The organism is Actinosynnema sp. NPDC023587 (assembly GCF_040640215.1).
In the GTDB taxonomy this organism is placed as follows: Bacteria; Actinomycetota; Actinomycetes; order Mycobacteriales; family Pseudonocardiaceae; genus Actinosynnema.
The window spans coordinates 1-22,714 of the sequence record NZ_JBFABG010000006.1 but is presented as its reverse complement, the minus strand read 5'-3'; the positions used below and the strand labels follow the sequence as shown (position 1 = coordinate 22,714).

General features: G+C 71.6%; 19 protein-coding genes. 7 read left to right on the top strand and 12 right to left on the bottom strand.

The window, feature by feature from the left end; all coding sequences use genetic code 11:
- Window positions 1-626: 626 nt before the first annotated feature.
- The 3 genes from AB0G01_RS17760 to AB0G01_RS17750 all read left to right on the top strand — a co-directional run bounded on the left by AB0G01_RS17760 (window position 627) and on the right by AB0G01_RS17750 (window position 3,820).
- Window positions 627-1,865, top strand: a complete 1,239-nt coding sequence (locus tag AB0G01_RS17760; protein ID WP_360946580.1) for a helix-turn-helix transcriptional regulator — start codon at window positions 627-629, stop codon at window positions 1,863-1,865.
- Entirely contained in the window at window positions 1,862-2,746 is an 885-nt protein-coding gene (ribD, locus tag AB0G01_RS17755; RefSeq protein WP_360946577.1) for a bifunctional diaminohydroxyphosphoribosylaminopyrimidine deaminase/5-amino-6-(5-phosphoribosylamino)uracil reductase RibD, read from the top strand. The genes AB0G01_RS17760 and ribD overlap by 4 nt, the downstream gene beginning before the upstream one ends.
- A gap of 195 nt (window positions 2,747-2,941) precedes the next feature.
- Window positions 2,942-3,820: a hypothetical protein gene (locus AB0G01_RS17750; protein WP_360946574.1), complete on the top strand. Its 879-nt coding sequence runs from the start codon at window positions 2,942-2,944 to the stop codon at window positions 3,818-3,820.
- 156 nt (window positions 3,821-3,976) lie between these two features.
- Here the strand turns inward: AB0G01_RS17750 and AB0G01_RS17745 are convergent, their stop codons facing one another.
- Window positions 3,977-4,492, bottom strand: coding sequence for an OsmC family protein (locus AB0G01_RS17745; RefSeq protein ID WP_360946571.1), 516 nt, complete (start codon window positions 4,490-4,492; stop codon window positions 3,977-3,979).
- Between the two features lie 371 nt (window positions 4,493-4,863).
- Here AB0G01_RS17745 and AB0G01_RS17740 point away from each other — a divergent pair, with 371 nt between their 5' ends.
- On the top strand, window positions 4,864-5,631 hold the full coding sequence (locus tag AB0G01_RS17740) for an aminoglycoside phosphotransferase family protein (protein WP_360946568.1): 768 nt from the start codon (window positions 4,864-4,866) through the stop codon (window positions 5,629-5,631).
- Between the two features lie 85 nt (window positions 5,632-5,716).
- Here AB0G01_RS17740 and AB0G01_RS17735 read toward each other — a convergent pair whose 3' ends face one another.
- Complete coding sequence (locus AB0G01_RS17735) at window positions 5,717-7,033, bottom strand: M20/M25/M40 family metallo-hydrolase (protein WP_360947384.1); 1,317 nt, start codon at window positions 7,031-7,033, stop codon at window positions 5,717-5,719.
- 346 nt (window positions 7,034-7,379) lie between these two features.
- Between AB0G01_RS17735 and AB0G01_RS17730 the strand changes: the two genes are divergently transcribed.
- Window positions 7,380-7,748 (top strand): hypothetical protein, encoded by a 369-nt coding sequence (locus AB0G01_RS17730; RefSeq protein WP_360946565.1) that lies wholly within the window; start codon window positions 7,380-7,382, stop codon window positions 7,746-7,748.
- A 150-nt stretch (window positions 7,749-7,898) separates the two neighbouring features.
- A complete protein-coding gene (dnaE, locus tag AB0G01_RS17725) occupies window positions 7,899-11,432 on the top strand; it encodes a DNA polymerase III subunit alpha (RefSeq protein ID WP_360946562.1) in 3,534 nt (1,177 codons plus the stop codon).
- 180 nt (window positions 11,433-11,612) lie between these two features.
- On the opposite strand, the gene AB0G01_RS17720 is transcribed toward dnaE, so the two are convergent.
- The 10 genes from AB0G01_RS17720 to AB0G01_RS17675 all read right to left on the bottom strand — a co-directional run bounded on the left by AB0G01_RS17720 (window position 11,613) and on the right by AB0G01_RS17675 (window position 21,500).
- Window positions 11,613-12,536, bottom strand: a complete 924-nt coding sequence (locus tag AB0G01_RS17720) for an aldo/keto reductase (protein WP_360946559.1) — start codon at window positions 12,534-12,536, stop codon at window positions 11,613-11,615.
- Window positions 12,537-12,758: 222 nt separating this feature from the next.
- Entirely contained in the window at window positions 12,759-13,430 is a 672-nt protein-coding gene (locus AB0G01_RS17715; RefSeq protein WP_360946556.1) for an LmbU family transcriptional regulator, read from the bottom strand.
- 155 nt (window positions 13,431-13,585) lie between these two features.
- Window positions 13,586-14,245, bottom strand: a complete 660-nt coding sequence (locus tag AB0G01_RS17710) for a response regulator transcription factor (RefSeq protein WP_360946553.1) — start codon at window positions 14,243-14,245, stop codon at window positions 13,586-13,588.
- Window positions 14,242-15,474 (bottom strand): histidine kinase, encoded by a 1,233-nt coding sequence (locus AB0G01_RS17705; RefSeq protein WP_360946550.1) that lies wholly within the window; start codon window positions 15,472-15,474, stop codon window positions 14,242-14,244. Before AB0G01_RS17705 ends, AB0G01_RS17710 begins: the two co-directional genes overlap by 4 nt.
- Window positions 15,475-15,525: 51 nt before the next feature.
- Window positions 15,526-16,386 carry a methyltransferase domain-containing protein gene (locus tag AB0G01_RS17700; protein WP_360946547.1) on the bottom strand — a complete coding sequence of 287 codons (861 nt, stop codon included), beginning with the start codon at window positions 16,384-16,386 and terminating at the stop codon, window positions 15,526-15,528.
- Window positions 16,387-16,411: 25 nt separating this feature from the next.
- On the bottom strand, window positions 16,412-18,118 hold the full coding sequence (locus AB0G01_RS17695) for a carbamoyltransferase N-terminal domain-containing protein (protein WP_360946544.1): 1,707 nt from the start codon (window positions 18,116-18,118) through the stop codon (window positions 16,412-16,414).
- A 220-nt stretch (window positions 18,119-18,338) separates the two neighbouring features.
- Window positions 18,339-18,551 carry a hypothetical protein gene (locus AB0G01_RS17690; protein WP_360946541.1) on the bottom strand — a complete coding sequence of 71 codons (213 nt, stop codon included), beginning with the start codon at window positions 18,549-18,551 and terminating at the stop codon, window positions 18,339-18,341.
- A gap of 56 nt (window positions 18,552-18,607) precedes the next feature.
- Window positions 18,608-18,823 carry a hypothetical protein gene (locus AB0G01_RS17685; protein WP_360946538.1) on the bottom strand — a complete coding sequence of 72 codons (216 nt, stop codon included), beginning with the start codon at window positions 18,821-18,823 and terminating at the stop codon, window positions 18,608-18,610.
- Between the two features lie 127 nt (window positions 18,824-18,950).
- Window positions 18,951-20,192, bottom strand: a complete 1,242-nt coding sequence (locus AB0G01_RS17680; protein WP_360946535.1) for a flavin-dependent oxidoreductase — start codon at window positions 20,190-20,192, stop codon at window positions 18,951-18,953.
- A gap of 12 nt (window positions 20,193-20,204) precedes the next feature.
- On the bottom strand, window positions 20,205-21,500 hold the full coding sequence (locus tag AB0G01_RS17675) for an activator-dependent family glycosyltransferase (protein ID WP_360946532.1): 1,296 nt from the start codon (window positions 21,498-21,500) through the stop codon (window positions 20,205-20,207).
- A gap of 206 nt (window positions 21,501-21,706) precedes the next feature.
- Between AB0G01_RS17675 and rfbA the strand changes: the two genes are divergently transcribed.
- Window positions 21,707-22,579, top strand: coding sequence for a glucose-1-phosphate thymidylyltransferase RfbA (rfbA, locus tag AB0G01_RS17670; RefSeq protein ID WP_360946529.1), 873 nt, complete (start codon window positions 21,707-21,709; stop codon window positions 22,577-22,579).
- Window positions 22,580-22,714 lie beyond the last annotated feature (135 nt).

Genomic DNA, 22,714 nt, shown 5'->3' with positions numbered 1-22,714 from the left:
GGGTGTCACCGGGTTCTTGCACGGAGCTGCCTTTCAGGACTGGCTGGAAGGTCTCCGGAAACCTTCTTGGGCTTCCGGGGGAGTTGCGGGGGCGGTGGGCGGCCGGCTCTTCTGCGCTTCGACGGTGAACAAGTCCTCGAAGCGCAGCGGAGCGAGCGCGGTGAGCGCGCCCCCGATGAACGCAGGGCCTGGCCGGAGGTCGCCGCGAACGACTCGCGCGAGCGTCGATCGGTTGACGTCCATGGCTTGCGCCAAGGCGTAGTCGGAGAGAAAGCCGGCCCGTACTGCGGCTGTCGCGAAGGCCGCAGTACGTATCGACTTCGTCCATCAGCCGTACGCAATACCGTCCAATGCGGCTGTTGATCCGCGTGATCCACGCGATGAACTCGCGCTCTTCCCCCGTCATCGGCAGGAGCCGTGTGGTGTGTGGGGGCGCAACGCCGCTGTCGGCGATCCGTCGATTCCCATGATCAGACCCGTTGGCACGCTCGTCTCCTCGCCTCGGTGCCGTCGCTGTGGTTACCGGATATGCCACCAGTACCAGCTATGATTACGGAAGGGCGCAAAACGGCTACCAGGAGTTTTGCGGCTGACGTCCGGACTCCCGGTCACTGCGGAGCGTAAACATGAGCAACGAACACGATGCCGCCGCCGAACGTCTGCCTGCCGCCGTTCGTCTGGCACATGAGATCAGGGCACGTCGCCGGGAGGCCGGGCTCAGCCAGCCGCAACTCGGCACCGTGATCGGTTACACCCGCCAGTACGTGTCGATGGCCGAACGCCCGGGTCAGAACTTGCCTTCGTTTGACCTGGTCAAGGCGATCGACAACGCGCTGGACGCACGCAGCGCGCTGATCTCCCTGCGCCAGTTGGCCAAGCGCGAGCAACAGGCGTTGCGGGACGGCTCGGCAACCGCTCCTGAGCCGTCCTCGCGGGTGGCGGGCCGGCCGAAGACGTTGAGCGGGCTCGCACCTACGCAGATCCCGGACTTGGTGGATCACCTTCGTGAGCAGTGGCACCTGTTGGTGAAGACCGACAACTTGTTCGGCCCCAGGTTCGCGCTCGGCCCGGTGCACAGTCACCTCAGGCTGGTGCAGGAGGCGATGCGTCCCGCACGCGGGCAAGCCAGGCAGGAGCTCGTCAGGCTGGCCACCCAGTACGCGGAGTCGGCGGCTTGGCTGCACGAAGATGCGGGGGAAGAGCTATTCGCGCAACATTGGTCCGATCGCGCGATGGAATGGGCTCACGAGTCCGACGACCGGATGATGTTGTCCTGGACGTTGTTCCGGCGCAGCCAGCAGGCGACAGCCGCTGCCGATGCCGCGCGGACGATCGGGCTCGCGGCGGCTGCGCTGCGGGAGGACGCCGTCCTCACCGGGCCGATGAGGGCCGCGATCACCCAGCAGGAGGCGCACGGGTATGCCTTGGACGGTGATGAAGTCTCGGCCCAGCACAAGCTGGATGAAGCACATCAGTGGGCGGCGGACGACGTGGCCGGCGAGGCACGTGCTGGTCATGGGTCTTTCTGCACGGCTGCCTACCTGGAGTTGCAGCGTGGGGTGTGCTGGCTTGCCCTGGGAAGGCCCGATCGTGCCGTCCGGGTGTTCGAGTCGACGCTCCCTGTGCTCCCGCCTGCCTACCGGCGTGATCGCGGCCTGGCGCTGAGCCGTTTCGCCACGGCTGCGGCTCGGGTGCGGGAACCCGAGTACGCCGCCCACCTGGCGGGCGAGGCCCTGGGCATCGCGCGCAGCGTCGGTTCCATCCGGACGGAGAAGGAGTTGCGGACCGTCGCCGCGCTGCTCGCGCCATACCGTGCCCTCCCTGCGGTAGCGGCGTTCAGGGCCGGCTTGGACGAGGCGTCGTGAGCGTGTCGGAGATCGAGATCGACGCGATGCACCGAGCGATCGCCTTGTCGGCGTTCGGTTTGGGGCGCACGAGTCCGAACCCGCCGGTCGGGTGCGTCATCCTGGACTCGGCGGGACGCGTGGCGGGGGAGGGGTACCACGAACGCAAAGGCGAGCCGCATGCCGAGGTGCACGCACTCACGGCGGCGGGTGAGCGTGCTCGCGGTGGGACTGCGGTGGTGACGTTGGAACCGTGCAATCACCAGGGTCGGACGCCGCCGTGTCGTCAGGCATTGCTCGACGCCGGAATCGTCCGCACCGTGATCGCGTTGATCGACCCGACCTCCCGTGAGGAAGGCGGCGCGGCGCGGTTGCGTGCGTCCGGGGTCCAGGTCGAAGTCGGGGTTCTCGCGGATGCGGCCCGCCTGGTGCTGGGGCCTTGGCTGGACGCGCTGCGTTCCGGCCGTCCTCACGTCACCTGGGCGTACCGGATCGGCGCGAACAGGCAGGTCGTTGCCGCCGGCGCGGGCCAGGTCGGTGCGCTTGCGGCAGGTGTGGACGTCGTGGTCCACGAGGACGGCCGCGTGGTCGAGGCCGTGCCGGGTGCCCACGGCGAGGGCGTCTTCCGGTTGCCCGTCATCCGACAGGGAGCGGGGCCGGAGGAACTGTTGGCCGGGCTGTACCGGGGCGGGACGCGTTCGGTCCTTCTTGCTGTTGCACGTGACGGTGCATCCGAGTTCGTCCACGGTGGACTCGTCGACGACATCTCGGTTTTCTTGGGTTCCGAGGGGCCGGCGGGGGTGCCGATGGGCGGTGTGGGGCCGGTGCCTCAGGGGTTCGTGGTGCACAGGGTGTCGAGAGTGGGTTCGTCGGTTCGGCTGGACGCCCGGTATCAAGCTTGACGGTCGGTGCCCGGGAGTGGTCATGCGAGGGGGAAAATCCGCAGGTCGTTGATTTGCCCCGTTTCCCCGATGCGCCGCGTCACAGTGTGATGGGCGAGTGGAGTTCAGCAGCGACCAACGACGGTCGTGGTCCCGAGGCGTCCGATCCAGATCCAACGGCATGACCCCGCGCCGGAGTGCTTCGGCGGTGATCTCATGAGCAGCGAGGTGGAGCGGCTTCTCCGGGAGGTACGGCGAGCACGGCCCTTGCTCGGCCGACCAGATGTGGCCAGCAGGTCACGTGCTCCGGCCGACCAAGCCGAACTCGATACCTGGTTCGAAACGCGGAGTGGGCACATCCTGGACACGTTGCGCCAGGCGGTCGCGGGGAACCGTGATGTCGAGGCGGTCGCCGAAGCGCTGGCTTCGGTGTGGCCACTGGTGCCCGGGGACGTCGAGATGGAGTGGTGCCTGGCCATCCACGACCTCGCCGTCGCACTGTCCCGTGCGGCACCCCTGTCACCTGTTCTGGCCAGGGCGTTCCGGCGCGGCGCAGAGTATCTCCGAGCACGAGGCGACTACCGCTACGCGGCAAGCCACGGGATGCGGGAACTGGCCGTCTTTCGTGCTCTGGACGACCACGCCGCATCGGCAGCGGCCCTGCATTCGCTTGCCGTGACATACCGGGCGCAAGGTCGACTGCACCGAGTGATCGGATGTGCCGATGAGATCCTGGAAAACTGTGTCCTGCGGGGTGACAGATCCGGGATCGCGCTGGGGTTGGGAGTTCTCGGATGCCTCATGTCCGAAGTAGACAGAACCGATGCCGCGATCGACTACCTCCGACGCGCCAAGTTGTTGAGCGAGAAGTTGTCGGACGCCGCCGGAGCGGCACGCTGGCAGGTCGAGATCGGAAGGGCGCTGTGGTCCGCTGGTCGCGAGGCCACTGCACGACGACGTCTGCGGCAGGTGCTGGACGGGCAGGCCGACTGGGACGGGTACGTCGCCGCCCACGTCCGCGCGCTCCTGACCGCTCCGTGCGGAACCTGCTTGCCGGCTTCACCGTGGCCCGCTTTCGGCTGCTCCGACCGATAGGTGGTCGAACGGTCCCCGGCGTGGATCACCGGACACCGCCGTTGCGTCCGCGACTGCGAACGGCTCCCGTACCACCACGAGGCCATGGTCCGCTGGCCCATGATCCGCATTACCAGTCGCCGGCTCACCCAACACCAATAGCTCGGAAACGGCTACTCAGACCAGCTCGATCGTCACCGGCACCGCGCTGACCAGCGTGTGCCCGACGGGGGAGGAGCCGGTCACCTTGGCGTGCAACGCCTCCAGGTCCGCACGCGGCGCGGTCGACTCGATCCGCACCGTGGCCGTGATCGAGTCGAAGCCCGCGTGCCCCTCCCGCAACCCGAGGAACACGTGCAGGTCGACGTCGCCCTTCACGTCCACGGTGAGCCGGTCGAGGGCGATCCCGGCCACCGTCGCGTTCGCCGCGTACCCGACCGCCAGGCAGTTGCCCAGCGCGCCGAGCAGTTGCTCGACCGGGTTGGCCGCGCTGTCCCCGCCGCCCAGCGCGGTCGGCTCGTCCGAGGGCGTCGGGTCGAATCCACGCACCTTGGACTCGGAGCGGAAACCGCCCTGCCACGTGACGTGCGCGGCCCAGGTGGTGCCCGCCTTCGCGGGGTTCTCCCGCACGGCGGCGACCAGCGCGCCCACGGCTTGGACGTCTACCTCGTTCAACTGCGTTTCGACGGTCATCCGATACCTCCGGTCAGGGCGCGGCCGTCCACGCTTCGGCACGATCTCCGGTGCGGCACCGTGGACGTGATCCGCAGTCTGCGACGGTCCCCGGGGTCCTCGACAGGGGCCACCACCTGCTGGGACGGCGCGAAAACCGGGGGAATAACCCGCGCTGCCCACGATCCGGGCGCAACTGGCTCAGCCTGTGAACGCCGCCACCGCGCGCCGGTCCCGAGCGACTACCGCGAGTTCACCGGCCGCACGCCCCACATTGTCGGTCGGCGGTAGGTCGCCGACTACGCCCCGGGGTGGGCGCTGGTCGCCACCCGCCGCGCGTGAGGACGGAATTCGCCGGCCTTCCGGGCCGCGCGGCGGAAGGATGTGGTCGCGTGAGCCTGCACAGCGGTCAGTTCCACGACGTCGTCATCACCCCCGACCGGGTGCTCCGCTACCCCCGGACGGCCGCTGCCGCAGCCGAACTGCCCGGTCGGGCCGCCCTCCTGGTCGCGCTGAACACCCTCGCCCTGGGCACGGCGGTCCCGCGCCCGCTGGCCGAGCTCCGGCCCGCGCCGCTGGGCGAGTTCCACCTGGTCCTGAGCCGGGTGCCCGGCGCGCCCCTCGACCAGGCCGGCGCGCGGGCCGCGATCGACGTGGTGGCGGGGGAGTTCGCCCGCGTGCTGCGCGCGATGTCCGAAGTGGACGGACTCGACGGCGTGCCCACCGCCGCCCCCGGCCGGTGGGTCGAGTTCGCCGACGGGGTGCGCGCCGAGCTCTTCCCGCTCATGGACGGCCGTGGTCGGGAGCGCGCGGCACGCGAGCTGGCCGCCGTGCTCGCGCTGGACCACGTGACCACGGGCCTGGTCCACGGCGACCTCGGCGGCGAGAACGTGCTGTGGGTGGACGGCCCGGAGCTGGCCGGGATCGTGGACTGGGACGGCGCGGCGATCGGGGACCCGGCGGAGGACGTGGCCGCGATCGGCGCGAGCTACGGCCCGGAGTTGGTCGCCCGGGTCACCGCCCTCCTGGGGTGGCGCTCCTCGGCCCACCGCATCGCCGCCTACCAGGGCACCTTCGCCTTGCAGCAGGCCCTTTCCGGTGCCCTCGACGGCGATGACGAAGAACTGGCGGACGGTCTCGCCGGGTACCGCCCCGCGTGATCCACGGCCCCGCGTCCACCGGAAACGGCGACCTCGCCGCCGATCGCCGGGTGGGGTGCCCAGGCCGGACACCCCACCCCCGGTCTCACGAGTTGCGCAGGAACCGGTCCAGCACGCGGACGCCGAACTGGAGGGCGTCGACGGGCACGCGCTCGTCCACGCCGTGGAAGAGACCGGAGAAGTCGAGATCGGCGGGGAGCTTCAGGGGTGCGAAGCCGAAGTTCCGGATGCCCAGCTCCTGGAACGACTTCGCGTCCGTCCCGCCCGACAGCATGTAGGGCAGCACCCGCGCGCCGGGGTCCTCGGCCGTGATCGACGCGGTCATCGCGTCGACCAGCGCGCCGTCGAAGGTGGTCTCCACCGGCGGCAGGCCCAGCCACTCGCGTTCGACGTCCGGGCCCAGCAGCTCGGCCAGCTCGCGGTCGAACGCCTCCTCGCGACCGGGCAGGATGCGGCAGTCCACAGTGGCCTCGGCGATCGACGGGATGACGTTCGCCTTGTAGCCGGCCGACAGCATGGTCGGGTTCGCGGTGTCCCGGATGGTCGCGCCGATCATCCGCGACAGCGCGCCGAGCTTGCCGATCGCGCCGTCCAGGTCGTCCTCGGGGAAGTCGAGGCCGGTGATCTCCGAGACGCCGGCCAGGAACTCGCGGACCGACGGCGTCAGCACGACCGGGAAGCGGTGCTGACCGAGCTTGGTCACCGCCGCCGCGAGCTTCGCCACGGCGTTGTCGTGGTGGATCATCGAACCGTGCCCGGCGGTGCCGCGCACCCGGAGCTTGAGCCAGCGGATGCCCTTCTCGGCGGTCTCCACCAGGTACGCCCGCACGTCGTCCTTCAGCGTGATCGAGAAGCCGCCGACCTCGCTGATCGCCTCGGTCACGCCCTCGAACAGCTCCGGCCGGTTGTCCACGAGCCACTTGGCCCCGAACACGCCGCCGGCCTCCTCGTCGGCGAGGAACGCGAACACGATGTCGCGGGGCGGCACGACGCCGTTGCGCTTGAAGTGCCGCGCGACGGCCAGCGTCATCGCGACCATGTCCTTCATGTCGACGGCCCCGCGCCCCCAGACGTAGCCGTCCTGCACCGCGCCGGAGAACGGGTGCACCGACCACTCCGACGCGTCGGCGGGCACGACGTCGAGGTGTCCGTGCACCAGCAGCGCGCCGCGTGACGGGTCGGCCCCGGCCAGCCGGGCGACGACGTTGCCGCGCCCCTTCGCCCCGGACTCGACGTAGGTCGTCTCGAAGCCGACCTCGGACAGCTTCTCGGCCACCCACTCGGCGGCGGCGCGCTCCCCGACCAGCGTGTCCGGGTCCCCGGTGTTGGTCGTGTCGATCCTGATCAGCTCACTGGCGAGGGTGACGACCTCGTCCTGGGCCACCCGGAGGCCCTCTTCCACGTTGCTCACCCCGCCTTCCTACCACTGAGGTCCGCTCGGGCCCCGCCCGGTCACGTGCTGGGAAGGCGCTCGCGGCGGTCGGTCCCGTGGTGGTGTGCAGGTCAGGACGTCGGTGAGCGCCGAATGTCCCCGCAAGGTGCGGATGCCCATGTCCAGCCGTGTCCACTGCATCGCAGCGGGCTGTGACGACTCGTACCGCCGTTCAGAGTAGTCGTGTTCTCGGCCGGGTGGCGGCGATGTCGACGGTCGGTGACCTCATGACCCCGGAGGGGTGAACTGAGGTGAACCGCGGACCGCTCCGGTACGTAGTTCCGGGGAAAGCACCCCCTACCCCCGGGACCACTTCATGACCCCGACCACCCTGCCCGCCCGCCTGATCTCGTGGCTGGGCACGACCGCCCTGGTGCTCGGCCTGTGGGAGATCGCCAGCCCGATCACCCTGGGCCACGACTTCTCCGGCGTCCAGACCCTGCCCGCCGCGTTCACCGGCGGCACGGTCCTCGTGGTCGTCTCGCTGATACCGGCCATGACCCCGTTACAAGCCCGCTGGACGGCCCCGCTGCTCACCGCCGCCGGCTGGTGGATCGTCGCCGGCCCGTGGCTGACCTCGCGCCCGAGCCCGGTATCGCTGGTCAACGACGTGGCGGTGGGCGGCCTGGCGACCCTGCTCGGCCTCGCGCTCTCCACGCTGGCCCGGCCCCGGGCGGTCGCCTGACGGACCGGGCGCGATCCCGGACCGGCTGGTGCCGAGCCCTTCTCCAGCCGGTACAACCGGCGGTGGTGGTGGGTCGCCGCCGAGTTGTTTGACGCTCTCCCGCGCGGGTCGGTCGAATGGCCGCGTCCACGATTCGTTGGGAGCGCGCGGTTGTCCTCGTTCGTCCACCTGCACGTGCACACCGAGTACTCGATGCTCGACGGTGCGGCCAAAGTCGGTCCGCTGTTCGCCGAGGCGGACCGCCTGGGGATGACCGCGGTGGGCATGACCGACCACGGCAACATGTACGGCGCGGACGAGTTCTACCGCGCCGCGCGGACAGCGGGGATCACCCCGGTCATCGGCATCGAGGCCTACCTCGCGCCCGCGAGCCGGTTCCACAAGAAGCCGGTGTTCTGGGGCCGGTCGGGTCGGCAGCACGGCGACGACGTGGCGGGCGGCGGCGCGTACACCCACATGACCATGCTCGCGGCCAACGCGACCGGTTTGCGCAACCTGTTCACGCTCTCGTCGCTGGCCGGCATCGAGGGCTACTACCGCAAGCCGCGCATGGACCGCGAGCTGCTCGCCGCGCACGCCGGGGGCGTCATCGCCACCACCGGCTGCCCGTCCGGCGAAGTGCAGACGCGACTGCGCCTGGGCCAGCCCGAGGAGGCGTTGCGGGCTGCCGCCGACTACCGCGACATCTTCGGCGCGGGCAACTTCTTCCTGGAGCTGATGGACCACGGGCTGGTCGTCGAGCAGGTGGTCCGGGACGGGCTGCTGGAGATCGGCGGGAAGCTCGGGCTGCCCCCGTTGGCCACCAACGACTCCCACTACGTGCGCCGGGAGCAGGCCCAGTCGCACGCCGCGCTGTTGTGCGTGCAGTCGGGCAAGACCCTCGGCGACCCGGCCAGGTTCAAGTTCGACGGCGACGGCTACCACCTCAAGTCCGCCGAGGAGATGCGCGCCTATTGGGACGTGCAGGTGCCCGGCGCGGCGGACAACACGCTGCTCGTCGCCGGACGCGTCGAGCCCTACGACGAGGTGTGGGAGCACCGCGACCGGATGCCAGTCCTCCCGGCCCCCGACGGCCACGACGTGAACTCGTGGTTCCGGGAGCAGGTCGGGCTGGGCCTGGCGCGGCGGTTGCCCGGCGGCGTGCCCGAGGAGCACGCGCGCCGCGCCGAGTACGAGATGGACGTCATCGTGCGCAAGGGTTTCCCGGCGTACTTCCTGATCACCGCCGACCTGATGGACCACGCCCGCGCGGTGGGCATCCGGGTCGGCCCGGGGCGCGGCTCGGCGGCCGGTTCGCTGGTCGCGTACGCGATGGGCATCACCAACCTGGACCCGATCCACCACGGCCTGCTGTTCGAGCGCTTCCTCAACCCCGAGCGCGTCTCCATGCCCGACATCGACATGGACTTCGACGACCGGCGGCGCGGCGAGATGGTCCGCTACGCCACCGAGAAGTACGGCGCGGACCGGGTCGCGCGGGTGATCACGTTCGGCCGGATCAAGACCAAGGCCGCCCTCAAGGACGCCGCGCGAGTACACTTCGGACAGTCGGGTTACGCGATCGCGGACCGGATCTCCAAGGCCCTGCCGCCGCCGGTGGCGGCCCAGGACATCCCGCTGTCCGGCATCGTGGACCCGACCCACCGGCGCTACCCGGAGGCGGCCGAGGTCCGGGCCCTGCTGGACGCCGACCCGGACGTCGCCACGATCTTCGACACCGCGCGCGGACTGGAGGGCCTGATCCGCAACGCGGGCGTGCACGCGTGCGCGGTCATCATGTCCGCCGAACCGCTGGTCGACGTGATCCCGTTGTGGCGCAGGGACGACGGTGCCGTGATCACCGGGTGGGACTACCCGTCGTGCGAGGCCATCGGCCTGCTCAAGATGGACTTCCTGGGCCTGCGCAACCTGACCGTCATCGGCGACGCCATCGACAACGTCGAGGCCAACCGGGGCGGGACCGTCGACCTGGACTCGTTGGGCACCGACGACCCCGCCACCTACGACCTGCTGGCCCGGGGTGACAGCCTGGGCGTGTTCCAGCTCGACGGCGGCGCGATGCGCGACCTGCTGCGCCGCATGCGCCCCACCGGTTTCGGGGACATCGTGGCGGTCAACGCCCTGTACCGGCCCGGCCCGATGGCGATGAACACGCACAACAACTACGCCGACCGCAAGAACGGCCGCCAACAGGTCGAGCCGATCCACCGGGAGCTCGCCGAGCCGTTGCACGACATCCTCGCCGAGACCCACGGCCTGGTGGTCTACCAGGAGCAGATCATGCAGATCGCCCAGCGCGTCGCGGGCTTCTCCATGGGGCGGGCGGACGTGCTGCGGCGTGCCATGGGCAAGAAGAAGAAGGAGGTGCTGGAGAAGGAGTACGAGGGCTTCCACGCCGGGATGCGCGCCAACGGCTTCTCCGACGAGGCGGTACGGGCACTGTGGGACACCGTGCTCCCGTTCGCCGGGTACGCGTTCAACAAGTCCCACGCGGCCGGCTACGCGCTGGTCGGCTACTGGACGGCCTACCTGAAGGCGAACTACCCGGCCGAGTACATGGCCGCGCTGCTGACCTCGGTGTCGGACAACAAGGACAAGTCGGCGGTCTACCTGTCCGAGTGCCGGCGGTTGGGCATCAGGGTGCTGCCGCCGGACGTCAACGAGTCCTCGTTGCGCTTCGCCGCGGTGGGCGACGACATCCGCTTCGGCCTGGGCGCGGTCCGCAACGTCGGCGCGAACGTGGTGGAGTCGGTCATCCGGACCCGGGCGGAGAAGGGGGAGTACGCGTCGTTCGCGGACTTCCTGGACAAGGTGGAACTGGTGTGCTGCAACAAGCGCACGGTCGAGTCGCTGGTCAAGGCCGGTGCGTTCGACTCGTTCGGCCACCCCCGGCGGGCCTTGGCCGACGTCCACGAGGAAGCGGTGGACGCGGTGATCGGGCTCAAGCGGCAGCGGGCCCTGGGCCAGTTCGACCTGTTCGGCGGCGGGGACGACACCCCGGACGAGTCCTCGCCGCTGGCCCACCTACGGCTGGGCGTCGAAGAATGGCCCCGAGGGCGGTTGCTGGCGCTGGAGCGTGAGATGCTGGGCCTCTACGTGTCCGCGCACCCCCTCGACGGCGCGGACCGCCTCCTGCGCGCGCACGCGCCCAGGTCGCTCGGGGCGCTGCTGGCCAACCCGCCGAAGGAGGGCGAGGTGGTCATCGCCGGCATGGTGTCCGCGCTGGAGCGCCGGGTGGACAAGCGGGGCGAGCCCTGGGCGATCGCCGTGGTGGAGGACCTCGACGCGTCGATCGAGGTGCTGTTCTTCGCCCGGAGCTACCGGGAGTTGGGCGTGGACCTGGTGGAGGACGTCGCGGTCGTGGTGCGGGGGCGGGTGAACTGGCGCGAGGACAAGCTGTCGGTGTTCGGCACCGAGCTCACCGTGCTGGACGTGAGCGCCGCCGGGCCCGACGAGCCGCCGCTGGTGCTGGAGATGACTGCTGCGGAGGTCGACCAGGAGGTCGTGGTCGAGCTGCGCACGGTGTTGCGGGCGCACCGGGGCACGTCCCCGGTGCGGATCGTGCTGTGCCACGGGATGCGGCGCACCACGCTCGCGGTGGACGACTACCCGGTCGCCGTCACCTCGGCCCTGCTGGGCGAGCTGAAGTGGTTGCGCGGTGTGAAAGTGCTCGACACCCGGTGAGTTTAGTCCATTGTGGACTGTTCGGTGCGCGTTCGCCGCCGGGCTGCGGAGTCCTTCGCCGTACGGGGTTGTGGCCGTGGGATTTCGTCGGCGGCACGTGCGGCAGTGGCCGCCACCTGCGCGTGGGGCCGCTGAGGACGGGTCGACGCCGTCGGCGACCCGCCGGGGCCCGAAGCCGGCTCAGCCGGTCGGCGGCGCGGGAAACAGGCGCTCCAACTCGGCCAGCAGGTCGTCGTCCAGCTCCAGTTCCAGCGCCCGCAGCGAGCCTTCGAAGTGCGTCATGGTGCGCGGTCCGGTCACTATCCCGTCGATGCCCGGCTGGGACAGCGTCCAGCGCATCGCGACCTCGGCCGGGTCGAGACCGGCGTTGCCGCAGACCTTCTCGTACTCGGCGATGGTGTCGCGGTGGGTCTCCAGCGCGGCCATCGCCCGGCCCTGCGCGGTCTTCACGGCCGTGCCCTCGTCCAGCTTGCGCAGCGCGCCGCCGAGCAGCCCGCCGTGCAGCGGCGACCAGGTGAGCACGCCGATCCCGTAGGCCCGCGCGGCGGGGATCAGGTCGCTCTCGGCGTGCCGGGTGATCAGGTTGTAGATGCACTGCTCGGAGGCGATGCCCAGGAAGTGGCGGGCGTCGGCGGTCTCCTGCGCCTCGGCCAGGTGCCAGCCCGCGAAGTTGGACGACCCGACGTAGCGGACCTTGCCCTGCGCGACGAGCACCTCCATCGCCTGCCAGACCTCGTCCCAGGGCGCGGCCCGGTCGACGTGGTGCATCTGGAACAGGTCGATCCAGTCGGTGCGCAGCCGGCGCAACGACTGCTCGCACGACGCGATGATGTGCCGCGCGGACAGCCCGCTGTCGTTGGGCCAGTCGGTCATCGGATTGTAGACCTTGGTCGCCAGCACCACGTCGTCGCGGCGGCCCGCCCCGGTGGCGAACCACTCGCCGATGATCTCCTCGCTGAGTCCTTTGTGGATCTGCCACCCGTAGTGGTTGGCGGTGTCGAAGAGGTTCACGCCCCGGTGCACCGCCTCGTCCATCATGCGGAAGCTGTCCGCTTTGGACGTGCGGACCCCGAAGTTCAAGGTGCCCAGACACAGACGTCCCACGTGGAGAGCCGTTCGGCCGAGCGCGGTGTGCTGCACGTCGGTTGTCACCCCCGATTTCGTCAGACCTGGAGAGGCGCTGTCGGATGAGCGCTGCCGTATCCGCGGTGGGGCCTGCGGGCAGGGTTGTTCGATCGTCCCCCGGCCCGAGTGGAAAAGACAACGAGGGTGCCGCGCCCTTTGTCCCGACGTGGTGCGGGTGTCCCGCCGGCGGGACATCCGGGGTCACCAGGCGTGCGGCAGGCCGGCGCGCCCGGGTGTCGCAGACCGCTCCGAGGCGGCCTCGTCGAGCATGTCCAGAATCCACGACAGGAGGTCCTGGCCGGACACCGCGGCGGCGTCCTGCCAGCGCTGCCTGCGCTCCACGGGCACGCTCATCCGCAGCTTGAGCGCCTGCTCGGCACCCGCCGCGACGGCGTCGCGCGCCGGGGTCCGGCCGGCCCGCACCTCGCGGCGCAGCCGGGTGCGCGACCACTCGCCCGCCACCGCCAGGTCCAGCCAGCGGTCCTGCTGCTCCTGGTCGAGCCCGGCGACCTCGGCGTGGTGCTGGAAGCTCAACGCGCTGCGCCGGCGGTCGACGCCGAACTTGCGCGCCACCCACGCGTAGTTGCGCAGGGTCTGGTAGTCCAGCGAGGTCTCCTCGGTGGCCCGCTTGTAGCGGTCCGGGTACTGCGCCTGTCCGTAGATGAGCCAGTCGCCCAGCCACCAGCACGACGAATCGGAGATGGCGAAGATCTGCTTGCCGATGCGGCCCCACTCGGTGATCGGCAGGCTGGGCGGCAGGAGCAGCGAGGTGCGCCTGGTCAACGCGGTGCGGTGCGGCATCGCGCGGTCACGCGAGACCTGGGTGGGGATTACCCGTGAGGTGTTGTCGTCCTCTTCTGGCACACGGGGCATGAAAGCGACTCCACATCGATCGGTGTCCATGGGGGCGCGCCGTGACCGCGACGGGGGCAGGACTCGTCCGGCGGCCCGTGACTCGAAGCGCCTGTGATCGTTGCCGATTCCCGTCAGGGGTGTCAAGACTGGTGAAGTTCCCACCAGCGGGGCCGTCAGGAAGTCACACCCGCGTCCCTGGCCAGCAACGCGATCTGCACCCGGTTGTTCAACGACAGCTTCGCCAGGATGCGCGAGACGTGCGCCTTGACGGTCGGCACGCCCAGGTGCAGCTCCTTCGCGATCTCCGAGTTCGACCACCCCCGGGCGACCGCCATCGCCACGTCCAGCTCGCGCCCGCTGAGCGCGGCGAGCCGGTCGCGCCCGGCCGTGCGCCGGGCGTCGGCCTCCTCGTCGACCACGCGGGCGATCAACTGCCGGATCACCACCGGGGACAGGATCGGGTCGCCCGCCGCCACCCGCCGCACCGCCGCGATGATCTCGGCGGGCGGGGTGTCCTTGAGCAGGAACCCGGCCGCGCCGACGCGCAGCGCCCGCAGCAGGTGGTCGTCGGTGTTGAACGTCGTCAGCACCACCACCTCGGGCGGGTCCGGCCGCCGGCGCAACTGCTCGGTGGCGGTCAGCCCGTCCATGCGGGGCATCCGGATGTCCATCAGCACCACGTCCGGACGGTGGCGCTCCACCAGCGGCACCACCTCGGTGCCGTCGGCGGCCTCGCCGACCACCTCGATGTCCGGTGTGCCGCCCAGCATCAGCACCAGGCCCGCGCGCACCAGCGCGTCGTCGTCGGCCAGCAGCAGCCGGATCGCAGTCATGCCTCCCACGGTAACCAGGCCCACAACCGGTGATCACCGCCGGCCGGCCCGTGCTCCAGCCGGCCGCCGGCCAGCGCGGCCCGCTCGGCGAGCCCCACCAGGCCCTGCCGCCCACCGGGCACCTCCGGCGCGGCGGTCCCCTGCGGGATCGGGTTGCGCACCTCCACCTCCAGCCCTACCCCCGGCGCGCCGGACAGCCGCACGGCCACCGGCAGGCCGGCGGCGTGCTTGCGCGCGTTGGTCAGCCCCTCCTGCACGACCCGGTACGCGGTGCGGCCCACCGCGTCCGGCACCGCGTCCAGCTCGCCGATCACGTCCCGCACCTCGACCTCGACGCCCGCCCGGCGGGACTCCTCCACCAGGTCGGGCAGCCCCGCGAGGGTCGGCGTCGGCCGGTCGCCCGGGTCGACCTGGTACCCGACCGGGGCGCGCAGCACCCCGATCACCTCGCGCACGTCCTGCAACGCCTTGTGGCTGCTGTCCCGGATCACCGCCGCCGCCCGCGCCACCTCGGCGGGTGTCATATCCGAGCGGTACTCCAGCGCGCCCGCGTAGAGGCTCAGCAGCGACAGTCGGTGCGCCAGCACGTCGTGCACCTCGCGGGCGATCCGGTCGCGTTCGAGCCGCTCCGCGCGCTCGATCCGCCGCTGCGCCTCGACCTCGGCCTGGGCCGCCCGCTCGCGCAGCGACTCGACCAGGTGCCGGCGCGCGCGCACCGACACGCCCCACCCGGTGACCGCGAGGTAGACCAGGGCGCTGTAGATCAGCATCTCGCGGTAGGTCAGGCCGGGGTCGGGCCGCAGCGCCGAGTAGATCGGGGACAGCAGCAGGCTGACCCCGCCCACGGCGGCGACCACCGGCAGCGACCGGTGCACGGCCACGGCGAACAGCGCCACCGCCGCCGCGCCCTGCACCAGCATCGAGAACGTCGACAACGCCACCAGCGCCAGCGCCAGCGCGACCGGCCACCGCCGGCGCAGCCACAGCGCCGCGCACCCGGCCGCGCCGATCACCTGGTCCACGACCACCAGCGGGTCGGGCAGCTCCGGCTGCGTGCGCAGCTCCCGCGCGGTGATCAGCCCGAACGCCGACGCGAGCAGGAAGCACGCCGTGTCGACCACCCAGTCCCGGGTGGTGCGCGGCGCGCGGACGGCCGGGTCCGGCGGCGGGAACCACCGGTCGCGCCACCGGGCCGGGGTCGCGGCCGGCGGCGGCGTGGACGCGCTCATGACCCGACGCTAGCGCTCGCCGCCCGGCCGCGACCGGCCGCCCCGCCGCGCTCAGCCGGCCCGGCGGGTGCCGACGAACACCAGCACACCCTCGTGCTCCTCGTCGTCCTCGCCGACCGGCAGCTCCCCGCCGAAGTGCGGCACCGAGTCCACGATCTCGACCAGCCCGGCCGGCGCGTCGTCGTGCTCCCGCACGTAGTCGAAGATCGCCTCGAACACCTTCGCGTTGGTGGGCTTGGTGTTCGCGCTGACGTCGGAGAGCTCCTCGGTCTCGAAGCCCGCCTCCCGGGCGAAGTCCAGGTAGTCGTCGAACCCGACCAGGGGCGCGGCCCGCCACGCGGCCAGCACCTTCATCAGGCCGAACCGGTCGGCCTGGGTCATCTCCGGGCCCCGCTGGAACGCATCGGTGAGCGCGAGCCGGGCACCGGGCTTGAGCACCCGGGCGATCTGCCGCAGCGCCGCGACCCGGTCCGGGATGTGCACGATCGACTCGAACGCCAGCGCCGCGTCGAACGCACCGGCGTCGAATGGCAGGTCCAGCGCGTTGGCCCGCTGGAAGCGGACGAGGTCGGAGACCCCTTCCGCGGCGGCCCGCGCGGTGGCCAGCTCGACGTCCTTCGCGCTGATCGAGATCCCGACCACCCGCGCGCCGGTGGTCCTGGCGAGCTGGGTGGCCGGGCCGCCGGTGCCGCAGCCGACGTCGAGCACCAGGTCACCGGGGCCGACCCGGAGCTTGTCCACCATGATCGAGGTGAACCGCTCGGAGGCCTCCCGGAACCCGCTGTCGTCGTCGGGGCCGTGCCAGTAGCCGTAGTGCATGCTGCCGCCGAGGAAGCGTTGCAGCAGGTGGTTGACCTGGTCGTAGAAAGCGCCGACCTCGTCGGGGGTGGGCAACACGGGCGTGGTGCTCATCTTCTCGACCTCTCCGTTCGTCCGTCTACGCGTTCCGGCGGTACAACGTGCCCTCTTCCCACACCAGGTCGACGCCTCCCCAGCGCATCGCGGACCCCGCGTCCGGGAAGAACCCGGAACCGTTGAGGTTCGCGCTGGTGTTGCACAGCACCGGAATCCCGCTGAGCCGGTGGTACTCGCGCAGCACCGCTTCCAGCACCGGGTCGTCGGAGGTGCTCACGGTCTGGAGGCGCGCCGTGCCGTCCAGGTGCAGCACGGCCGGAACCCGGTCCACCCACCCCGGCCGGACGACGTGCTCGAAGAGCATGTGCGGGTCCGGGGTGCCCGGGTCGAAGACGTCCGGGGCGAACTCGGTGAGGCAGATCGGCGCGACCGGGCGGTAGGACTCGCGCTTCTTCACCGCGTTGAGCCGGTCCTTCATCGCCGGGTCGTGCGCGGGGGCCAGGATGCTGCGCCCGCCCAGGGCGCGCGGGCCCAGCTCGGCACGCCCGCCCAGCACCACCACCGGGTCGCCGGTCTCGTGCAGCACGCGGGCCAGCCGGGCCGGCGGGCACGGTTCGGCCGACCACCCCTCCGGCACGACCTCGGTGGGCAGCAGCGCGGGACCGCTGCGGGCGTGCCAGGCGATGGCCTTGAGCCCGTCCTCGGCGGTGAGGTGGGCGCACGCCGCGCCGATCGCCGAGCCGGAGTCGTTGGGGAACGGCGGCACCCACACCGAGCGGAACTCCGGCCGGGCGCGCAACGCGCTGTTCCACTTGATGTTCAGCGCGCAGCCGCCGACGAAGCACAGGTTCCACGGGCCGTCGCCGACCGACATCTCCCGCGCCTTCGCGGCGACCCGGTCGACCAGCAGCCCGCCCAGGAACTCGTGCACCGACGCCAGGACGTCCTCGTCGGGGACCCCCAGCCCGTCGGTGCGGGCGCGGACGTCGCGGAAGAAGTCGTGCAGGTAGCCCAGCGACGGCTCGGCGTTGCTGCCCCAGCCGCCGATGGTCTGCCGGTAGGCCACCACGCGCGGGGTGTCGTCCTCGAAGTGCTCGGCGAACAGCTCGGCGAGGACGGCGACCACCTCCGGGCGCGCCTCGCCCAGGGCGATGTAGGCCATCAGCTTGCCCGCCACGGACAAGTCGTCCACGGTGGCGGCGTCGTCGCCCCGGCGGAACGGTCCGAAGTGGTGCGCGGCGGTCGCGTAGGTGTGGCCGATCACCGGGAAGAGCTCGCCGCCGTTGCGGACCCCGGTGGCCGGGTCCACCCAGTACAGCCGGGGGAACAGGCCGCCGTCCCACACCAGCACGAACGCGGGCTCGTCGCGCACCGCGAACCCGCTGGAGCAGTAGGCGCCGGCCAGGTGCCCGGCGACGTGCACGTAGCTGGTGTAGGGCAGCGCCTGCCCGGCGATCCGGAACTCCCCGGTGTGACCGGGTTTCAGCAGGTCGGTGACGACCTCGTTCTCCCGGTACGGGGCGACGGTGATCTCCAGCGGCTCGCCGTGGTCGGCCACCCGCGCCGTGCCGGACTTGGTGCCGTCCCAGCCGTCGATCACCCAGTGGTCCACATCGGACACCGAGTAGCCGAAGTCGCGCAACAGCTCCGGCACCACGGCCAGGTCCTCGACCTGGCTGTAGCGGGGGTTGTTGCGCAGCTTCTCCACCTCGACGCTGAACACCAGCTTGTCGTCGTGCAGGACGGCCACCGCTCCGTCGTGCGTCAGCTTCAGGCCGCAGATGATCACGATGTCACCTCGTTCTCCGACAGGGCGCGCCGGTGGTCGGCGCGCCGATGGGCGACCACGTCGGTTCGGCGCGGGACCCGGGCCGGCCGCCCGAGCGGGCGACCGGGGCCGGTTCGACGTCCTCGAATTCCGCCGGCGCGGTCCGGGGGAGCGCGCCGGGCGTCGAGGTCGCGGCCCGACCGTACCGCCGGCCGCCGCACGGGTGGAAGGTGTTGCGCCGTCAGCGCTTCCCGGGGCCGCGGCGGTCGGTCGCACCGGTGTCGGGGCCGGGCGGGTGGGCGTCGGGGAGGATGAGGGACACGACCAGGTCCAGGGGGGAGATGCCCAGCGCGGCGGCATCGTCCACGAGGGAGCGCAGGCGCGCGGTGATGAGGGCGCGCCCGCGCCCGGCCTCGTCTTCCGGGTCCACCGGGTGTTCTGGGTGCACCGGCATGGCGGCAGCGACTTCCTCCGTGGGGTACCGGGGACGCCGACCGCGGGGACGGCTGGTCAACGTCCGGCGGAGCTCAACTTCATGGACGCGAACGCGACGACGATGGCCCCGACGACGGCCAGGCCGATGTTCGCGAAGATCTCGTAACCGTCGAGGAAGGACAGGTGGGTCACGATCGTCCACAGCCCGAACCACCCGAAGAGCTCGTGGACGATGCCGGCCAGGCCGTTGACGACGAGCAGCACACCGACGAGTTCGACTCCGCTTTTCATGGTCCCCACGCTAGCCGGCGCGGCGTTCGGCGTGATCCGTCGTCGGTGTCCGGTCGGTCGACTTCGGTACCCGGTCCGGCGCGGGCGGTGCTACCCGAGTCGGCCCGCCCCCTACCGAAGTAGGGGCTCACGGCACCGGCAGCACGCTGTAGCTCGCCCGCTCGTTGAGCAGCTCCGGCGCGAACCCGGCGGTCTGCTTGTAGCGCAGCGCGATGGCCGCCCGCTCGGCCATCGGCAGCACCCGGTCCACGTCGTCGAAACCGCCGGGTGCCCGGTCGTGCGCGAGCTTGATCACGATCTCCGGCCCCAGCCGCCGGTTGGCCTCCAGGATCGCCGTGGTCGGCGGCCGGCGCGCGTCCTCGTAGGCGTCCAGCGCCTCCTCGACGTCCCCGTGGGTGGCCAGGGCGTGCGCGAGCACCCGCGCGTCCAGGACGGCCTGCGACGCGCCGTTCGAGCCGATCGGGTACATCGCGTGCGCGGCGTCGCCGAGCAGCGTGACCCGGCCGTCCCGCCAGCGCGGCAGCGGGTCGCGGTCCACCATCGGGTACTCGAAGGCCGCGTGCGCGGCGCGGATCGTCCCCGCCACGTCCAGCCAGTCGAACGCCCAGTCGCCGAAGTGCGCCAGGACGTCGGCCACGTCGACCCGGCGGTTCCAGTCGCCGCGCGCGCCGGCCCGGTCGACCGGGCGCTCGGCGATCCAGTTGACCAGCACGTCGCCGCGATCGTCCGGGCCCGAGATCGGGTAGGCGACGAACTTCTCCACGCCGTCGCCGGCCATGATCATCGACCGCCCGGTGAGGTAGGGCTTCATCGTGGTGGTGCCGCGCCACAGCACCAGGCCGTTCCAGCGCGGCGGGCCCTCGTCGGGGGCGAGCAGCGCCCTGGTCGCGGCGTTGATGCCGTCCGCCCCGACCAGCACGTCGCAGCGCAGCTCCGCGCCGCCGGCGGCGACCACGACCCCGCCGGCGGTCTGGGTGAAGCCGGTGACCCGCGCGCCGGTGCGCACCGCGCCCGGCCCGAGCCGCTCCCGCACGGCCGCGAGCAGCAACATCTGCAACCGGCCGCGGTGCACCGAGTACTGCGGCCAGCGGTAGCCGACCGCCAGGCCCCGGGGCTCGGTCCAGATCCGCTGCCCGAACCGGGTGAAGTAGCTCAGCTCGGCGGTCTCCACGCCGATCGCGGCCACCCGGTCCACCAGGCCCAGCTCGGTGAGCTCCCGCACCGCGTGCGGCAGCAGGTTGATGCCCACGCCCAGCGGTGCCGGCTCCGGCACCGCCTCCAGCACCAGCACGTCGGTGATGCCGGCGGCGTGCAGGCTCAACGCGGCGGCCAGACCGCCGATGCCGCCACCGGCCACGATGACCTTCATCCGCTGCGCCTCCTAGCGTCCGGACAGCCGCGCGGTGAGCCGTTCGAGCTCGGGCACGACGTCGTTGGGCGAGGGCAGCGCGAGGATCTCCTCCCGCAGCCGCCCCGCGCTCTCCGTGAAGGAGTCCTCCTCCAGCAGCCGGACCAGGCCCGCCCGGACCTTCTCGCCGGTGACCTCGCTGTAGTAGATCGTCAGGCCCGCGCCCTGCGCCGCCGTGCGGCGGGCCAGCGGGGGCGCGTCGTGCTGCTCGGGCATCGCGAGCTGCGGCACGCCGTGCAGCGCGGTGGTGTTGGCGGTGCCGAACCCGGCGTGGTGGATGACCGCCGAGCAGGACGGCACCAGCGCGTGCAGCGGGACGAAGGACACCAGCTTCGTGTTGTCCGGCACCGAGGTCAGCTTGCGCTGCTCGTCCTCGGCGACGGTGGCCACGATCTCGACGTCCAGGCCGGCCAGCGCGTCCAGGATGCCCTGCACGCCCACCGGGTAGCCGCCGAACCGCTCGGTGGCGCACACCCCGAGGGTGAGGCACACCCGGGGCTTCGCGGGCTTGTCCCACAACCACTTCGGCACGACCGCGTCACCGTTGTAGGGCACGTACCGCATGGGCACGTACCGCAGGCCGTCCGCCTCCATGCGCAGCGAGTCGGGGAACTGGTCGATGGTGAACTGCCCGGTGGTGAGCTCCTCGGCGAACTCGACGCCGAACTTCTCCGCGTGCGCGCCCAGCCAGTCCGCCAGCGCGTCCTCGGTCGAGCCCCGCCGGTGCTTGAGCCGCAGGAAGTGCTCCCGGGTCCGGCCGAAGATGTCCAGCGACCACGGCAGCCGCGCGTGCACCGCGCCGGACGCGGCGGCGGCGATCGGCCCGGCGTAGGTGGCCGGCTCCCAGATCACCAGGTCCGGCCGCCAGGCGCGGGCGAACGCCACCAGGTCCTCGACCATCGGGTCGTTGATCATCCGGTACCAGGACGGCACGACCTTGTCGTAGCCGTCCTTGAGGTAGTCCCAGGAGACCTGGTCGGTCGGCAGCTCGGCCACGTCGAACGGCGGCAGCTCGACGCCCCGGATCTTCTTGTACGCCTCGGGGTTGACCTCGGCGAACCGCTGGGTGAGGAACCGGCGGGAGGCGTTCCACAGGTTGTGGTCCTGGCCGACGGGCACCGCCGTCAGGCCGGTGGAGGTGATCACGTCCACGAGCGCGGGCTGGCTCGCGACGCGCACGTCGTGGCCGGCGGTGCGCAACGCCCACGCCAACGGGACCATCGCGTGGAAGTGGGTCTTCTCCGAGTAGGTCGCGAACAAGACGCGCATGGGTTCCTCCGCATCTGCCGTGCCCGCAACGAATACCGGCCGGCGTCCGACGAGGAGCCAACCACGCCCCGGGGGGCCGGCCAACCCCTTGCGCCGGACCCCGGACCACCCCCGCCCGCACGCCGGGCTAGGGGTGAGAGGTGTTCCCGCGCCGACTTATGGTCCGACGCACAACCGATTCCAGCCTGCCGAACGGATGGTGTGACGTGAAGGGGATCGTGCTCGCCGGCGGGAGCGGAACCCGCATGTACCCGGCGACTTTCGCGACGTCGAAACAACTGCTGCCGGTCTACGACAAGCCGCTGGTCTACTACCCGCTGTCCGTCCTGATGCTCGCGGGCATCCGGGAGATCCTGGTGATCTCCACGCCCACCGCGCTGCCCGCGCTGCGGGCCCTGCTCGGCGACGGCGCGCAACTCGGGCTCGACCTGTCCTACGCCGTGCAGACCGAACCACGCGGTATCGCCGACGCGTTCCTGGTCGGCGCGGACCACATCGCCGGGCACGAGACCGCCCTCGTGCTGGGGGACAACATCTTCCACGGCGCGGGCTTCGGCGAGGTGCTGCGGCGCGGGCGCGCGGAACTGGTGGGCTGCACGCTGTTCAGCCACCCGGTCGCCGACCCCGAGCGCTACGGCGTGGGCGAGGTCGACGAGCGGGGCCGCCTGGTGGCCATCGAGGAGAAGCCCGAGCGACCGCGCTCCAACCACGCCATCACCGGCCTGTACTTCTACGACTCCGACGTGCTGGAGGTGGCCCGCGACGTGGTGCCCTCCGCGCGCGGCGAACTGGAGATCACCGACGTCAACAACGTGTACCTGAAGAACGGCAAGGCCCGCATGGTCACCCTCGGCCGGGGCTTCACCTGGCTGGACGCCGGGACCCACGAGTCGCTGCTGGAGGCCAGCCAGTACGTGCAGGTGCTGGAGCACCGGCAGGGCGTGCGGGTGGCGTGCCTGGAGGAAGTGGCGCTGCGGATGGGTTTCATCGGCGCGGACGACTGCTATGCGCTGGGCGAGCGGATGGTCAACTCCGACTACGGCCGCTACGTCATGGAGGTCGCGCGCCAGGCGGCCTGACCGGTGTTGCCCGGCGCTGCCCGGCGCTGACCGGTCAGCGCCGGGCCACACCGGGGACCGCCGCACGGGGGTCTCCACCCCCCGCCCCCCGGCCACGGGCGGCCCCCCGGGCCCCCCCAGCGGGCGGGGGCGGGG

Coding starts and splice junctions, on each gene's coding strand:
- AB0G01_RS17685 (WP_360946538.1), bottom strand. CDS start 18,823: ATGAAAAGCGGAGTCGAACTCGTCGGTGTGCTGCTCGTCGTCAACGGC.
- AB0G01_RS17745 (WP_360946571.1), bottom strand. CDS start 4,492: ATGACCGTCGAAACGCAGTTGAACGAGGTAGACGTCCAAGCCGTGGGC.
- AB0G01_RS17700 (WP_360946547.1), bottom strand. CDS start 16,386: ATGAGCACCACGCCCGTGTTGCCCACCCCCGACGAGGTCGGCGCTTTC.
- AB0G01_RS17750 (WP_360946574.1), top strand. CDS start 2,942: ATGAGCAGCGAGGTGGAGCGGCTTCTCCGGGAGGTACGGCGAGCACGG.
- AB0G01_RS17690 (WP_360946541.1), bottom strand. CDS start 18,551: ATGCCGGTGCACCCAGAACACCCGGTGGACCCGGAAGACGAGGCCGGG.
- AB0G01_RS17730 (WP_360946565.1), top strand. CDS start 7,380: ATGACCCCGACCACCCTGCCCGCCCGCCTGATCTCGTGGCTGGGCACG.
- AB0G01_RS17705 (WP_360946550.1), bottom strand. CDS start 15,474: ATGAGCGCGTCCACGCCGCCGCCGGCCGCGACCCCGGCCCGGTGGCGC.
- AB0G01_RS17680 (WP_360946535.1), bottom strand. CDS start 20,192: ATGAAGGTCATCGTGGCCGGTGGCGGCATCGGCGGTCTGGCCGCCGCG.
- AB0G01_RS17675 (WP_360946532.1), bottom strand. CDS start 21,500: ATGCGCGTCTTGTTCGCGACCTACTCGGAGAAGACCCACTTCCACGCG.
- AB0G01_RS17710 (WP_360946553.1), bottom strand. CDS start 14,245: ATGACTGCGATCCGGCTGCTGCTGGCCGACGACGACGCGCTGGTGCGC.
- AB0G01_RS17760 (WP_360946580.1), top strand. CDS start 627: ATGAGCAACGAACACGATGCCGCCGCCGAACGTCTGCCTGCCGCCGTT.
- AB0G01_RS17715 (WP_360946556.1), bottom strand. CDS start 13,430: ATGCCCCGTGTGCCAGAAGAGGACGACAACACCTCACGGGTAATCCCC.